Below are 14,651 nucleotides of genomic sequence, written 5' to 3' on the forward strand. Positions count from 1 at the left end.
CACCGCCCGGGGACGGCCCGCACCGCACAGGAAGACGGCCCCGTGAAACGGACCTTAGGGATCGACCTAGACGAAAGGTCTGGACATATAGGGCACAGGAGCCCGCCCCCCTCAAGAGACGGTGCGAGGGGCGGCTCAAGAGAGGCCCGGCGGAGGACTCGGGGGACTCTTCACCAGGGGTACCGGGCGGCAGCGGACCCCTGCCCGCCCCGATCCGCCCCCCGTATCGTGGCTCCGGGGGCCGATGCCCGGTCCCGACGGGGAGACCGAAAGGCACCACACGTGGCACGGGAGCCAGAGCACATCGATCAGACAGCGGCATCGGCACCATCGGCAGCGGCATCGACAGCAGCGGGGGACGCGCCACCGGCGGTCCGTATCGAGGGGCTCTGGAAGAGGTTCGGCGAGCAGATCGCGGTCGCCGGGATCGATCTCGAACTGCCCGCGGGCAAGTTCATCGGTCTCGTCGGCCCGAACGGCGCCGGCAAGACGACCACCCTGTCCATGGTCACCGGTCTGCTGCGGCCCGACTCCGGCCGCGTCGAGATCGGCGGCCACGACGTCTGGCAGGACCCGGTCGCCGTCAAGAGCCGGATCGGTGTCCTGCCCGAGGGCCTGCGGCTCTTCGAGCGCCTCTCCGGCCGCGAACTCCTCGCGTACACGGGACGGCTGCGCGGCCTGCCGGGCGAGGAGGTGGACCGGCGCGCCACCCAGCTCCTGGACGTCCTCGACCTCGCCGGATCCCAGAACAAGCTGGTCGTCGACTACTCGACCGGTATGCGGAAGAAGATCGGCCTCGCCGCCGCGCTCCTCCACAACCCCCAAGTCCTCTTCCTCGACGAGCCGTTCGAGGGCGTCGACCCGGTGTCGGCGCAGACCATCCGCGGCGTGCTGGAGCGCTACACCGGCTCCGGCGCCACCGTCGTCTTCTCCAGCCACGTCATGGAACTGGTGGAGAGCCTGTGCGACTGGGTGGCGGTGATGGCCGCCGGGCGCATCCGCTCGCAGGGCGAGCTGGCGGACGTACGGGGTGACGCGCCGTCGCTCCAGGCGGCGTTCCTGGAGCTGGTCGGCGCGAACGGCCGCGCCTCGGGCGAGAGCCTCGAATGGCTGGGCGGCGGCGCCCGATGACCGCCACCTCCCCGTCCGTGACAACCACCCCCGCATCCCCCGTCCCCGCACCTCCGCTGTCCGCCATCACGCCCGTCTTCGTACGGCTGAAGCTCACGCTGCTGCGCAACGGGTTGCGGCAGTCCTCGGGCCGTACGGCCGCGTTCGTCACGTCCATCGTCATCGTCCTGCTGTTCGCGACGGGGCAGATGCTCGGCCTGATCGCGCTGCGCGGCAACGCTCACGCGCCCGCGCTCGTCGTGACGGCCCTCGCCCTCATCGCGGTCGGCTGGGCCGTCATGCCGCTGTTCTTCCCCAGCGGCGACGAGACCCTGGACCCGACGCGACTGGTGATGCTGCCGCTGCACCCGCGCCCGGTCGTCGTCTCCCTGCTCGCCGCCTCACTCATCGGCATCGGGCCGCTGTTCACGCTCATGCTCGCGCTCGGCTCGGTGATCGCGGTCGCGCACGGCGGGGCGGCCGTCGCCCTGGGCGTGATCGCCGTACCGCTGGTGATGCTGATCTGCGTGACACTCTCGCGCGCGGTCGCGGCCGGCAACATCCGGCTGCTGACCAGCCGCAAGGGCCGCGACCTCGCCGTGCTGAGCGGCCTGATCATCGCCGTGGGCGCGCAGTTCGTGAACCTCGGCGCGCAGAAACTGGCCCGCCCCGACGGGCTGAGCGTCCTGGAACCGGTCGCCGACGTTGCGCGCTGGCTGCCGCCGGCCTCGGCGGTGGACGCGGTACGGGCGGCGGGCGAGGGCGCGTACGGCCAGGCCGCCGTCCAGATGCTGACCAACGTGGCGGCCCTGGCGCTGCTCGTCCGCTGGTGGCAGCACAGCCTCACCCGCTTGATGACCGCCCCCGACGGTTCGACCGTCCAGGCGTCCACGGGGACCGAGGAGAAGACCGCGGACCGCGACTCCGGCCTCGCCCGCCTGCTCCCGCCGGGCCGCACGGGCACGGTCATGCTGCGCACCCTGCGCTACGCCTGGCGGGACCCCAAGGTGAAGGCGGCCTGGGCGACATCCCTGGCCATCGGACTGATGCTGCCCGTGGTGACGGCGCTGCAGGGCGGCGGCAGCGTCTACACGGCGTGCTGGTCGGCGGGGCTGCTGGGCATGCAGATGTACAACCAGTTCGGGCAGGACACCTCCGCGTTCTGGATGGTCGCCCAGACGATCTCCTCACCGCGCGACGCCTACCTCGAACTGCGCGGCCGCGCCCTGGCATTGGGCGCCGTGGCATTGCCGTACGTGACGCTGGTGGTGCTGGGGACGGCCGCCTTCCTGGACCAGTGGGAGGCCTTCCCGGAGGCGCTCGGCATCTCGCTGAGCCTCCTGGGCGCGCTGCTGGCGACGGGCGCGACGGCCTCGGCGCTGTTCCCGTACTCGATCCCCCAGGACAGCGGCTACAAGAACGTCGCACCAGGGCAGGTCGGGCTCGCGTGGATCAGCATCATGGGCGGCATGGTGGTCGGCGGGCTGCTCTGCACGCCACTGCTCGGCCTGACGATCTGGCTCCACACCTCGGGCGGCCACGCCTGGCTGTGGCTGATCCTCCCGCTGGGCGCGGCGTACGGCCTGGCGCTGGCCCTGCTGGGGCTGCGCTTCGCGGCCCCGCGGACGGCGAAGCGGCTGCCGGAGATCCTGGCGGCGGTGAGCAAGGGGTGACGCGGCGGGCTTGAGGGGGCCGGGCCGGACTCGGGAGGGGCCGGGGCGGTCGTGTCGCTCGGGGGCGGTCGTGTCGCTCGGGGCGGTCGTGTCGCGGGCCGCCCCGGTGACGGCGTTCAGGCGCGGGCCGCAGCCCCCGTACCGCCGCTACGGCCCGCGTCGCATCGCCGCGTACAGCACCCGCAGCGTCAGGACCGCGCTCACCGCGAGCAGGTTGTAGCCCAGCAGCGGGAAGAGCTCCAAGTGGTCCGTGACGCGCGGGCCGTGGCCCGTGCCGAGGGCCAGGAGCAGGACCGCCATCAGGCCCGTGCCCGCCGCCAGGAGCGTCACCAGGAGCTGGTGGACCAGGCCCGCGATGAACCGGCGGTCGCGGTCGTCGGCCAGCAGCCGTACGCGGGCGGTGAGACGGCCCTGCTCCACGGATGCGGTGATACGTTCCGCCCGCCGCGGCAGACGGCGCAGCATCGGCAGTATCGGCAGCAGCTCCTGGGCGACCGTACGGGTCAGCGCCGCGGCATCCAGCGGCTGCGCGTCCCAGGGAGTCTCCTCCTGCGCGCCGTGGGCGTACGGGGTGCCGGTCAGCGTCGCGTACGTGCGCGTCGCGTGCGAGGCCAGACGGCTCGCGGGCGCCGACGCGAGGCGTTCCGTCACCAGCGCCGTCGCCACCCGCCGTGCCTCCGCGACCAGTTCGAAGCCCGGGGAGATACGCGTCAGCGTCCCCTCCAGGGTGGCCAGCGCCCGGAAGACCGCCGCGACCTCCGGCGGGACGGCGAGCCCGAAGCGGGCCAGGAGCCGGAAGAGGGCGGTGAACATCTCCGCGTCCGGACGGCTCGACGGGCCCAGGTGGCGGGCCATGAAGCGGCCCAACTCCCGTTCCAGCACCAGCGCGTCGAGCGCCGGCCCGTCGTGGTCGGCCCCGTCCGGGCGGGGGCCGAGGAGTTCGAGCAGGGCGTCGCACATGCCGGCCGGGTCACCGCGGTCGACGGCCAGCAGCAGATGCTGGATCGCATCCCGCACCGTCGCGTCGATCCGGCCCACCGAACCGAAGTCCAACAGGCCGACGCGCGGCCCCTGATGGGCGTCGTCGGCCGCGAGCAGCAGGATGTTGCCTGGGTGCGGGTCGGCGTGGAAGACGCCGTCGCGCATGATCTGGCGGAGCATGGCGCCCAGTACGGTGCGGGCCAGCGCCTCCCGGTCCAGGCCGCGCGCGTCGGCGTCGGCGCCCGCCTGGTCCAGCGTCACCCCGTCCAGCCATTCCTGGACGAGCACGCGCGCGGAGGACAACTCGTGGTGCACGGCCGGTACGCGCACGGCCGCGTCCGACGCCCGCCCACCGCCGGCCGCGGCGACCGCGTCCGCGTTGCGTGCCTCGGTACGGAAGTCCAGCTCCTCGCGTACGGCGTCCGCGAAGCCGTCCGCCAACTCCCTCAGCCCCAGGCCCCGTACGGAACGTGCCCGGACATGCAGCCCCTGCGCCATGGCCATCACGATGTCGAGGTCGCGCTCGACCGTCTCCCGGATGCCGGGCCGCTGGACCTTGACGACGACCGTCGATCCGTCGCGCAGCGTCGCCCGGTGCACCTGGGCGATGGAGGCGGCGGCGAGCGGCTCGCGGTCGAACTCCGCGAACACCTCGGTGAGCGGCGCGCCCAGCTCCTCGCGCAGCACCTCCTCCACCCCGTCCCAGGGCGCGGGCGGTACGTCGCTCTGCAGCCGGCTCAACTCGACGACGAAATGCGGGGGCAGGAGGTCCCGGCGCGTGGAGAGGACCTGGCCGAGCTTGATGAACGTGCCGCCGCACTCCTCCAGTGCCAGGCGCAGCGAGACCGCCGCCTCGCGGCCCGCCGCGTCGGCGCCGACGGCGCGGTCGAGGCTGGCGCGGCCGCGGACGTACCGGCCGAGGCCGTGGCGCATGAAGATCCGGCTGATCTGGGAGTAGCGGCGGGCATGGGTGAGCCGGCGGCGTACGGCGCGTGTCCACTGCACCGGACGCGGCCAACTGCCGGACGGGATGAGGATCTCGACCACGACGAGGACCGCCATCGCGGCGAGAAGGGAGACGGTGATCGAGACCGTGGAGAGCGCCGTACGGCTGTCCGTGTCGTGCAGGGACCGGTTGAACATCTGGAACGCGGTCATCCCGGCCCCGCACGCAACGAGCGTGCGCAGCACGCCGATACGGATCCCGAGAAGGCGCCGGGCGCCGACCGAGATGCCGGTGAAGAAGATGGCGACGGTGGCGAGGACGACGACGGCGGTGAGGAACCAGTGGGCGGCCTGGTCGAAAGCCGTAGTGGCGACGGCGGTCGCGGCGCGGCCCAGGGCGGTGGTCGCGGTGCGGCCCGCGGCGGCATGGGGGGATCCGTACGCGAGGGAGAACTCCTGCAGCCGGAACTCTTGCGGCGGGTGGCCATGCGCGAGCCCCCGCAGGAGCGGGAGTTCCCGCGGGAACGGAAGCGCCTGCGGCAGCGGGAGCACCTGCGGCAGCGGCGACAGGGACAGCAGCAGCGGCGGCATGGTGGAGGTCCCCTTCCGGGGGGAGGCAGCGGCGGCGGTGTCGGGTCCGCGGCCGGGGCCTCCGCGTCGACGGAATGCCCCCGGAGCCTAGGGCATGGCCCGCGCCTCCCGTGCACCCCGCGCACCCCGGCGCTGCGCGGGCAGGGCGGCGAGCGCGCACGGCGCGACCCGCGAGCGCGGGCAGGCGGCGGCCTGCCGGAACGCGGGAACGACGGCGCGGGGCGGCAGTTCGGAACGCGCCCGGCACGAGCCCCACGACACGCGACCGCCCGGGCATACGGACCGCGGCGCAGGGGGCGGGCTCACACGGCTCGACCTGCGAGCACATGGACGCCGCTGTCTGCCGGAACGCAGCAACGACGACCTGCGGCGGCAGTTCGGGGCACGCGCCTGCACCGGACACACACCCAGGCGCAGCAGAGCGGGCTCACACGGCACGACCTGCGAGCGCGTGGGAGGGGCCGGCTCGCGGTGGCGGTGCGCGCAACGGCACGACCCGAACGAGGCACGGGAACAAGGGGTTTGCGCGACGACGGGGTCTTGCTGCTTCGAGGACGCCCGGAGCAGGGATTCGCGGGACGCCAGGGACATGCAGTTCGCGGGACGCAGGGACATGCAGTTCGCGGGACGCAGGGACATGCGGCTCGGCGGGACGCCGGGAGCAGGGGTTTCGCGAGATGCCGCGGGCGGCGGACGCACGTGGCGCGTCAGGCGCGCAGCGCGGCTGTCAGGAAAGGTTCCAGGGCCGAACGCCAGGTGTCGGGCTGGTCATAGTGCACCAGGTGTCCCGCCTCGGGGATTTCGGCGTACTCGCCTTGCGGGAGGACGCGGACCATCTCCTGGGCTTCCGCGCGGCCCAGTTCGCCCTCGATACCGCGGACGACGAGGGACGGGCACTCGACCAGGGCCAGTTCCTCCCAGTGCGCGTCGTGCACCCAGGTCTCGCGCGCCATCAGCATCTGGCGCGGGGAGAACACCGGGCGCCAGCCGTCGGCCCGTTCGGCCATGACCTCCGCGTAGAACTCGCCGCGGGAGGGCCGCGGGCGCTCCAGCCAGGGGTCGTCCTCGCCGAACCACTTGCGGACGTCCGCGAGCGTGGCGAAGGGCAGGGGCCAGGTCGTGAACCACTCAGTCCACTCGCGCTGCGACTGGGCGCCCAGCGCCGAGGCCCGCATGTCGCAGATGACCAGGGCGCTGACGAGGTCGGGGCGGTGGGCGGCGAGTTGCCAGGCGGTGAGCGCGCCCATCGAGTGGCCGATGAGGATGACCGGGGCGAGGTCGAGCTGCTCGATCGCGGCCACGGCGTCGGCGACATACGCCTCACGGGAGTACGGGCCGTCGGAGGGCTTCTCGCTGCGACCATGGCCGCGTTGGTCGAGGGCGACCGCGCGGTGGCGGGCGGAGAGCCAGCGGGCCGTGCCGGCCCAGTGGGAGGCCCGGCCCATCAGGCCGTGCAGTAACAGCACTCCCGGCGTCTTCTCCTCCTCCCTCCCGTCCTTCGGCGGGTCGGCGAACTCCCAGGCGGCGAGCCGCACACCGTCGGCTCCGGTCACGTCGATGCGCCGCACCATGTGTCCTCGCACCCCCATTCCTTCCGGCCGCTCCGCGTCGTCGGCTGCAGGGTCCTCGCGCATGTGCTTCCGTACACCGAGCTCGTGTACGGGGTGGTACACCGCCACATTATCGAACCCCTATTCGAACCAGAGCTTCTGGCGCGTAACACCCCTCGTTCGAGTGACCACGCTCAAGGATTGACGATCCACGCCGAGGGGAGACAGAGACCGGGAGGCGGGCCCTGTGGGGAAGGGGGCTCGTGAGGATCGACCCGGAGAGCTCGGGGCTCCAGGTCGCCTCGGGGGGACCAGGGGAGGCGGGGTCCCGGATGCCGATCGCACTGATCGCGCCGGGGCCCTCGCCATGGGGGCCGCCGGCGCGCAGAGCGCCGCGGACATGGGGGAACAGCCGGCATGACGGACATGGCCGATGGACCCGCATCGCGTCATCCGGACCCCCCTCCCCGACCGCCCGACTGCACAAGCACCCCCCACCGAAAGCCCGCGCGCCATATGCCGCAGCAACAGCGTCGCACGCCCCGCCCGCGAGCGCTGCTGTTCCGGAACGTTTGCCCGGTAAACCGGAGGATTCCGGCCCGCGCGCACGCACCGGGCGCAGACGCGTCAACTCCCCGCACCCGAAAGGGAGTTCATCGGAAACGGGAGCAGAGAGGGAAACCGCTCAGCGCTTCGCCACGAACACGTGCGACGCGATGTCCGACGCCAGCTCCGCCGCCTCGCCGCTGCTGCCGACCAGCACGCCGCCCGCCGACTCCGTCACGCTGACCACCGCGCCCGGCTGCACACCGGCCCGCCTCAGCGTGTACATGAGCTGCGCGTCCGTCTGGATCGGCTCGCCGATCCTGCGCACGACGGCCGTCGTGCCCTCCGCACCGGGGTCGAGGTCCACCAGGCTCACCATGCCCTCGTCGAGGAACGGGTCCGCCTCGGCCTTCTCCCCCAGCTCGTCCAGGCCCGGAATCGGGTTCCCGTACGGCGATTCGGTCGGGTGGCGCAGCAGCTCCAGCACGCGGCGCTCCACGGCCTCGCTCATCACGTGCTCCCAGCGGCAGGCCTCGGCGTGCACCTGCTCCCACTCCAGGCCGATCACGTCGACGAGCAGGCACTCCGCGAGCCGGTGCTTGCGCATCACCCGGGTCGCCAGCCTGCGGCCCTCCTCGGTGAGCTCCAGATGCCGGTCGCCGGCGACGTGGAGGAGGCCGTCGCGCTCCATGCGCGCGACGGTCTGGCTGACCGTCGGACCGCTCTGGTCGAGCCGCTCGGCGATCCGGGCGCGCATGGGGACCACGCCTTCTTCCTCGAGCTCCAGAATGGTGCGGAGATACATCTCCGTGGTGTCGATGAGTCCGGACATGCGTGCCCCTCGGTATGTCGTGCCGTGGCCCTGAACTCAATTCTGACGCATCCGACCGACAACCGGGCCCCGCGTGCGCAGTACCCGGCCCCGGCGCGCGGGTTGCCGACGGTGCCCCGCGTGCGCCCGGCCCGGCCCCCGCACGGCCACCGGGCTCGCGGCCGCGCACAGGAGGCGGTATTGACAGGGCACCGAAGTTGGCCGCAACGTGATCCACGCCACCCTGGTACGTACCTATGCACTCGTGCCCGTCGGCACCCCCACGGGCACGTCCCCGACCGCATCGACCGGCCCACCGACCCGCACGTCCCACGCACACGGCCCACGTCCCACGTCCCACGACCCACCACCCACCGACTCGGCAGAAAGGCTCCGCGGCGATGAGCGAGAGCAAGCCGGCAGGGCAGTTCTTCGACGCCGCCATCGAGCTGTTGCGGCTGGTTCGCGACGAGGAGGCGGCACACATCAGCGCCGCCGGGGAGATGGTCGCCGACACCGTGACCGACGGCGGCCGGCTCTTCGCCTTCGGCGCCGGGCACTCCTCCCTCCCCGCCCAGGACGTCGTCTACCGCGCGGGCGGCCTCGGCCTGATGAACCTGCTCACCGTGCCCGGCGCCGTCGGCGTGGACGTCGTGCCCGCCACGCTGGGCAGCGCGCTGGAGCGCGTCGAGGGCCTGGCCTCGGCGGTCCTGGAGAACAGCCCGGCCCGGTCCGGGGACCTGCTGGTGATCATCTCGCTGTCCGGGCGCAATCAACTCCCCGTGGAGATGGCCCTCACAGCCCGCGAGATGGGCATCAAGGTGATCGGCCTGACCTCGGTCGCGTACGCGGACGGCACCGCCTCCCGGCATCCGTCCGGCACATATCTGAAGGACCACTGCGATCTCGTCATCGACAGCAGGATCGCGATCGGGGACGCGGAGTTGAGCGCCGAGGGCATCGACGCGCCCTTCGCACCGGCGTCGACGGTCGTCACCAGTGCGGTCATGCAGGCCGTCATGGCCACCGCCGCGGGCGACCTGGCAAGCCGGGGCATCACGCCGCCGCTGCTGCGCTCGGGCAACGTGGACGGCGGACACGAGTGGAACCGGCGGGTGTTCGCCGAGTACGCGGACCGGATCTTCTTCCGGCACGCGTAACCCCGGCACCGGACGCTCGCGCCCGCACCCGTCTGCACGCGTCAGCGCGCCCGTCCGGGCCCGCGCGGGCCCGTCAGCGCCCGGGGGCGAGCCGCCGCGGCGGCCGTCAGCCCTGCTCGGACCGCGCGGACCGCTCGGACCGTCTGCGCAGATGGTCCGAGAGGTCGAGCGCTCCGGCCACGCGCGACGCGACGTCCTCCGCATACGCCGCGTCGGCCCGGTCGAAGGAGCGCCGCCCCGTCGACCGGAGGAAGGTCAGGACACCCAGCGTCCCGCCGCGGCTGCGCAGCACCACGCACAGGGCGTGCAGCGAGTCGTCCGGCCACTGCCGGTCGCGCGCCCACTGGCGGGCCTGCTCGGCCGCCGAACCGTCGTCCGCCGCATCGCCCCGCCCTGCGCCCGTACGGCCCTGGCGCCGGCCCGCGTAGAGCGGATCGGCGCTCGCCCGCACCGCGCCCGTGCGCTCCACGGCCTGGAGTGCGGGGTGACCGTCGTCGTAGCGGACGGGGATGCCGCCGTGCGTGATCGGGGAACAGGGGCCGCCGGAGCCCGAAGGCGTGGCCGCGGCGCGGACGAGCCGGACCGGCTCGTCGCCGGTGGCCAGGTCGAGCAGCGCGTGGTCGGCGAAGCCCGCGAGGGCGAAGTCGACGAAGACGGTGGCCGCCTCCCGGGGATCCTCGCAGTCGGCGGCCGTACGGGCCGCACGCTGCATCTGGTTGGCCCGGAAGCGGACCACCGAGTTCTCCTGCTCCAGGTTCTTGGCCTCGGTGACGTCCTGGAAGACCCAGCTCACGCCCAGCGGAACCGGTTCTTCCGCGAGGGGTGACGCCAGCCGCAGGAACCCGCTGCGCCAGCACCGTCGCTCGCCCTCCGCCTGCCCCTCGGGGGTGCGCAGCGTGACCCACACATCGGAGGGCGCGGCCGGGGCGCCCTCGGCCAGGACGTGCTGGAACGCGCTCTCCAGCTCCTCCAGGCCCTGCGCCAGGAGCTCCCCCAGGGGGCGCCCGAGGACCGCCGTACGTCCCACGCGCAGCGCGCGCGCCGCGTACGCGTTGGCGACGGCCGGGCGCAGATCGGCGTCGATGAGGACCGCGCCCCAGGGCGCGTCGTCGAACAGGGCCTCGCTCAGCGCGATGGAACGCTCCAGATCGATCTGGGCGTGCACCTCGCTGAAGGCGCAGTAGACCCCGGCGGGCCGGCCGTCCGCGCCGCGCACGCCCGCGAACTGGGTGCGTACGAGAACCCGGCCCCCGTCCTTGGTGAGCAGCGCGAAGTCGTGGACCTGGCGGCCAGGGGCCGTCATGGCGGACAGCAGACGGCCCTCGACCTCCGTGGCGTCGGCGCTCCGTACCGCCCAGCCTGAGAGGCCGCGGCGGCCGATGGCCTCCTCGGCGGTCCAGCCGAGGATGCGCTGCGCCTCGCGGTTCCAGTGGGTGACGACACCTTCGGCGTCGAAGGCCCAGAGAGCCGCGTCCATGCCGTCCAGCAGCGCGGTGAGCAGATCGGTGTCCTCGGAGTCCCGGGGGCTCGCAGCAGGCGGCTGCGCCGCTTCGGCAGTGCCGGTGGGCGTCGTCCCGTCGTCCGCGGCGGGCGAGCCGTCGGCCGGGGGCGCGTCCGTCGCCGCGGCGGCGTCTCCGGCCCCCGGGGAAGGCCCGGGGCCGGCGGTGCCGGCCGGTTCGCCGGGACCCGACGAGCCCGAGCCGGACGAGCCGGACGAGCCCTGGCCGGGCGACCCGGAACCACCGCCCGCCGGCTGAGTGGGGCCGGGCGGCCGGGAAGCGTTCACCTGGCACCTCCTGCTCGACGTGGCTGCGTGTACTGCACGTCGGATCATTCAAGTGGAACGTGATGCAGCACACACCGTGTTCTTAGAAATTGTTGCGCGCCGGAAATGGGTTGTCGCGGGGCGGGGCGCCTGCCTAGCGTGTGGAGCACACGAGAAGGGAGGTGGTTCGGCAGATGTATGAAATCCGGACGCGTGAGGTGACTGCGGGCTAGCAGTCCGTCGTCGCGCTCAGCGCACCGCCGGACAGCGCGGAGAATTCCGCGCATGCCGGCCCTATCCCAACGCAGTCACCCGACCCGCGGGCTGCCGGTACGTCCGACCGGCCTCCTGGCGCCTCTCGGCGACCACGAGAACAGGCCCGCGGGTCGTCTGCGTTTGCGTCCCCGGGCGCCGCGCCCTTCGGCCGTCGGCCGCCCGTTCCCGTGGCGGTTCATGGCCCGTACGTATCCGGGCCCCTTCGGCCGTCACCTCCCGTGACTGCCCGTCGCCCGTATGTATCGGGCATCCGCCACGATGCCTGCGCCTGGCCCCGATACCCGCGCACAGGCCCGACGCGTATGCCGCGCAGGCGTCGATCCCCGCGGCCGAACCGCCCACCCACGACCCGGCTGCCGGCCGCCGTGCCGCCCTGCGCCGGGCCGCCGGGTCCGGGTCCGGGTCCGGGTCCGGCCATCAATGGCGCCACACGCCCCGCTCCCCCACGCCCACCCGCTGCGCAAGCGGCTCCACGGGGTCCACGCGCATCCAGGGGACTTGCGGCCTCACGCGAAGCGGCGACAGGCGTTCCCGGCCGCGCTCGCCGCCTTTCAGGCCTCTGCGCGGGGCTCGCTCACGCTGCCGGACGGCCGACTCGCCCCGGACCTGTCCGGCCACCGCTCGGCACCCGGGCCCGCTCGCAGCACCCGAGAACTCACGCCCCTCACGCCCCTCACGGGCAGAGCCGCTCCACGCGCCAGGCGTCGTCCTCCGTGCGGACGTAGCGCAGGCGGTCGTGGAGGCGGTTCGCACGGCCCTGCCAGAACTCGACGGTGTCCGGGCGGACGCGGTAGCCGCCCCACTCCGGCGGGACCGGGACCTGGCTGTCCTCCGGATAGCGGTCGGCGAGTTCGCCGTAGAGCCGGTCGAGTTCCTCGCGGGAGCCGACGACCGACGACTGCGTGCTCGCCCACGCGCCGAGCTGGGATCCGTGCGGCCGGGTGCGGAAGTACGCGGCTGTCTCGTCGCGGCCCGTCCGTTCCGCGACACCGCCGACGATGACCTGGCGAGCGATCGGATGCCAGGGGAAGAGCAGCGAGATCTGCGCGTTCGCGGTGAGTTCGCGGCCCTTGCGCGAGCCGTAGTTGGTGTAGAAGACGAAGCCGCGCTCGTCGTACTGCTTCAGCAGTACCGTGCGCGAACTGGGCCGCAGTGTGGCGGGGTCCGTGGTGGAGACGATCACGGCGTTCGGCTCGAAGATCCCGCTCGCCACCACCGCCTGGAACCAGCGGTCGAACTGTTCCATCGGCCCGGCGGCGGCGTCCGATTCCGCCAGCCCCTCCGCCCGGTAGTGCTCCCGCATGGCGGCCGGGTCGAGTGAGCGCCTGGTCGGGGGTTCCTGGTCCAGCCTGATCGGGTGTTCCGGGTCGACGTGTGCCACGCACATATCTTGCAGCATCGTCCGGGGCGGCCACCGGGCACCTCCGGCACCGGTGATCCAAGACAGCGTCCGGGCGGCACAGTCTGCGTGGCACTCCGTGCACCCGCACGTACCACCACACCGCCCGGGGCGGACCCCCGTACGCGCGTCCCCACCTGCGCTCGCCCGTGCAGTGGCGCAGTTTGCCCGGCCCGGGCCCCTGCGAACCCTCTGACGCCACCGCGGCACGGTGTGCCGCTTCTCACGCTTCCCCCGCGCCCGCCGGACGCGTCAAACTCTCGACTGGACCACTATCGCCGGTCGGAGACCCGAGCGAATGGCGAGTCCGGCATGTACTGACGTGTACTGATTCATATGGACCCGTAAGGACTCTGCATCGACCGGCGAGCGACCCGCCCCGCCCGGGCCGGGATGAGCAGCATCCCCGCGGGGCATCACCGGGATGACCGTACGGACCGCGAGCCGCCGCAGAGGCCGCGTACCCGCCCGGCGCCGACAACCCAGCCCCCGAACCCAGACCGACCCGACCCCCCGGACCGACCCGAACTCGGACCACGCCGACCCCGGAATCAGGAACGGTCCGAACCCCCGGACCGATCCGGACCCCCGGACCGATCCGAACCCCGAGCACCCCGAGCCCGTACCACCCCGAGCCGGGGCCACCCCGATTCCAGACCGCCCAGACCACCTGGTCGCACAAGGCCGCACGCCACGAGCAACCGCGAGCCGCGTGTCGACCACACCACGAGGAGCCGCCAGATGTCCGACTTCGTACCCGGACTCGAGGGAGTCGTCGCGTTCGAAACGGAGATCGCCGAACCCGACAAGGAAGGCGGCGCGCTCCGCTACCGAGGCGTGGACATCGAGGATCTGGTGGGCCACGTCTCGTTCGGGAACGTCTGGGGCCTGCTGGTCGACGGCAGCTTCAACCCCGGGCTTCCCCCCGCGGAGCCGTTCCCGATCCCCGTCCACTCCGGCGACATCCGGGTGGACGTGCAGTCGGCGCTCGCCATGCTCGCCCCGGTGTGGGGCCTGAAACCGCTGCTCGACATCGACGAGGCCCAGGCGCGCGAAGACCTCGCCCGGGCCGCCGTCATGGCGCTGTCCTACGTCGCGCAGTCCGCACGCGGGCAGGGCCGGCCGATGGTCCCGCAGAACGAGATCGACAAGGCCGGCACGGTCGTCGAGCGCTTCATGAAGCGCTGGCGCGGCGAGCCGGACCCGCGGCACGTCAAGGCCGTCGACGCGTACTGGACCTCCGCGGCCGAGCACGGCATGAACGCCTCCACCTTCACCGCCCGTGTCATCGCCTCCACCGGTGCGGACGTCGCCGCGGCGCTGTCGGGCGCCGTCGGTGCCATGTCCGGGCCGCTGCACGGCGGGGCGCCGTCCCGCGTCCTCGGCATGATCGAGGAGATCGAGCGGACGGGCGACGCCGAGGCGTACGTGAAGCAGGCACTGGACAAGGGCGAGCGGCTCATGGGCTTCGGCCACCGCGTGTACCGCGCGGAGGACCCGCGGGCGCGCGTTCTGCGCCGTACGGCCAAGGAGCTGGCGGCGCCGCGCTTCGAGGTCGCGGAGGCGCTGGAGCGCGCCGCGCTGGATGAGCTGCACAACCGGCGGCCCGACCGCGTCCTGGCCACGAACGTCGAGTTCTGGGCGGCGATCGTGCTGGACTTCGCCGAGGTCCCGGCGCACATGTTCACGTCGATGTTCACCTGCGCCCGTACGGCCGGGTGGAGCGCGCACATCCTGGAGCAGAAGCGGACGGGGCGTCTCGTACGGCCCTCGGCCCGCTACGTGGGGCCCGCGGCGCGCGACCCGCGCGCCATCGAGGGCTACGAGGACCTCGCCCGCTGAGT

Annotated in this window: 9 protein-coding genes; 4 read left to right on the forward strand and 5 right to left on the reverse strand. The window is 73.2% G+C overall.

Features of this window, described 5'->3' with window-relative positions; all coding sequences use genetic code 11:
* Nucleotides 1-282 precede the first annotated feature (282 nt).
* Complete coding sequence (locus tag ACGFNH_RS18895) at nt 283-1,131, forward strand: ABC transporter ATP-binding protein (RefSeq protein ID WP_393655045.1); 849 nt, start codon at nt 283-285, stop codon at nt 1,129-1,131.
* A complete protein-coding gene (locus ACGFNH_RS18900) occupies nt 1,128-2,783 on the forward strand; it encodes a transporter (protein ID WP_393655047.1) in 1,656 nt (551 codons plus the stop codon). The genes ACGFNH_RS18895 and ACGFNH_RS18900 overlap by 4 nt, the downstream gene beginning before the upstream one ends.
* Nucleotides 2,784-2,930: 147 nt before the next feature.
* On the opposite strand, the gene ACGFNH_RS18905 is transcribed toward ACGFNH_RS18900, so the two are convergent.
* The 3 genes from ACGFNH_RS18905 to ACGFNH_RS18915 all read right to left on the reverse strand — a co-directional run bounded on the left by ACGFNH_RS18905 (nt 2,931) and on the right by ACGFNH_RS18915 (nt 8,228).
* Complete coding sequence (locus ACGFNH_RS18905) at nt 2,931-5,300, reverse strand: ABC1 kinase family protein (protein WP_393655049.1); 2,370 nt, start codon at nt 5,298-5,300, stop codon at nt 2,931-2,933.
* 707 nt (nt 5,301-6,007) lie between these two features.
* The gene (locus ACGFNH_RS18910; protein WP_393655414.1) at nt 6,008-6,871 is read right to left on the reverse strand and encodes an alpha/beta fold hydrolase; all 864 of its coding nucleotides are present in this window, start codon (nt 6,869-6,871) and stop codon (nt 6,008-6,010) included.
* Between the two features lie 664 nt (nt 6,872-7,535).
* Nucleotides 7,536-8,228 (reverse strand): metal-dependent transcriptional regulator, encoded by a 693-nt coding sequence (locus tag ACGFNH_RS18915; protein WP_393655051.1) that lies wholly within the window; start codon nt 8,226-8,228, stop codon nt 7,536-7,538.
* Between the two features lie 380 nt (nt 8,229-8,608).
* Between ACGFNH_RS18915 and ACGFNH_RS18920 the strand changes: the two genes are divergently transcribed.
* Nucleotides 8,609-9,367 carry an SIS domain-containing protein gene (locus ACGFNH_RS18920; protein WP_393655053.1) on the forward strand — a complete coding sequence of 253 codons (759 nt, stop codon included), beginning with the start codon at nt 8,609-8,611 and terminating at the stop codon, nt 9,365-9,367.
* A gap of 106 nt (nt 9,368-9,473) precedes the next feature.
* Here the strand turns inward: ACGFNH_RS18920 and ACGFNH_RS18925 are convergent, their stop codons facing one another.
* Together ACGFNH_RS18925 and pdxH are read right to left on the reverse strand one after the other, a co-directional pair.
* Nucleotides 9,474-10,844: a PAS domain-containing protein gene (locus ACGFNH_RS18925; protein WP_393655416.1), complete on the reverse strand. Its 1,371-nt coding sequence runs from the start codon at nt 10,842-10,844 to the stop codon at nt 9,474-9,476.
* Nucleotides 10,845-12,081: 1,237 nt separating this feature from the next.
* A complete protein-coding gene (gene pdxH / locus ACGFNH_RS18930; protein WP_393655418.1) occupies nt 12,082-12,711 on the reverse strand; it encodes a pyridoxamine 5'-phosphate oxidase in 630 nt (209 codons plus the stop codon).
* A gap of 837 nt (nt 12,712-13,548) precedes the next feature.
* Here pdxH and ACGFNH_RS18935 point away from each other — a divergent pair.
* Nucleotides 13,549-14,649 (forward strand): citrate synthase 2, encoded by a 1,101-nt coding sequence (locus tag ACGFNH_RS18935; RefSeq protein ID WP_393655055.1) that lies wholly within the window; start codon nt 13,549-13,551, stop codon nt 14,647-14,649.
* The last annotated feature ends 2 nt before the right edge of the window (nt 14,650-14,651 follow it).

Origin of the sequence: Streptomyces sp. NPDC048639 (assembly GCF_043199075.1) — a bacterium.
Lineage (GTDB): Bacteria > Actinomycetota > Actinomycetes > Streptomycetales > Streptomycetaceae > Streptomyces.

Excerpts from the sequence above, each read along its gene's own strand:
- ACGFNH_RS18900 (WP_393655047.1), top strand. The coding sequence starts at position 1,128 with ATGACCGCCACCTCCCCGTCCGTGACAACCACCCCCGCATCCCCCGTC.
- ACGFNH_RS18905 (WP_393655049.1), bottom strand. The coding sequence starts at position 5,300 with ATGCCGCCGCTGCTGCTGTCCCTGTCGCCGCTGCCGCAGGTGCTCCCG.
- ACGFNH_RS18910 (WP_393655414.1), bottom strand. The coding sequence starts at position 6,871 with ATGGTGCGGCGCATCGACGTGACCGGAGCCGACGGTGTGCGGCTCGCC.
- ACGFNH_RS18915 (WP_393655051.1), bottom strand. The coding sequence starts at position 8,228 with ATGTCCGGACTCATCGACACCACGGAGATGTATCTCCGCACCATTCTG.
- ACGFNH_RS18920 (WP_393655053.1), top strand. The coding sequence starts at position 8,609 with ATGAGCGAGAGCAAGCCGGCAGGGCAGTTCTTCGACGCCGCCATCGAG.
- ACGFNH_RS18925 (WP_393655416.1), bottom strand. The coding sequence starts at position 10,844 with ATGGACGCGGCTCTCTGGGCCTTCGACGCCGAAGGTGTCGTCACCCAC.
- pdxH (WP_393655418.1), bottom strand. The coding sequence starts at position 12,711 with ATGCGGGAGCACTACCGGGCGGAGGGGCTGGCGGAATCGGACGCCGCC.
- ACGFNH_RS18935 (WP_393655055.1), top strand. The coding sequence starts at position 13,549 with ATGTCCGACTTCGTACCCGGACTCGAGGGAGTCGTCGCGTTCGAAACG.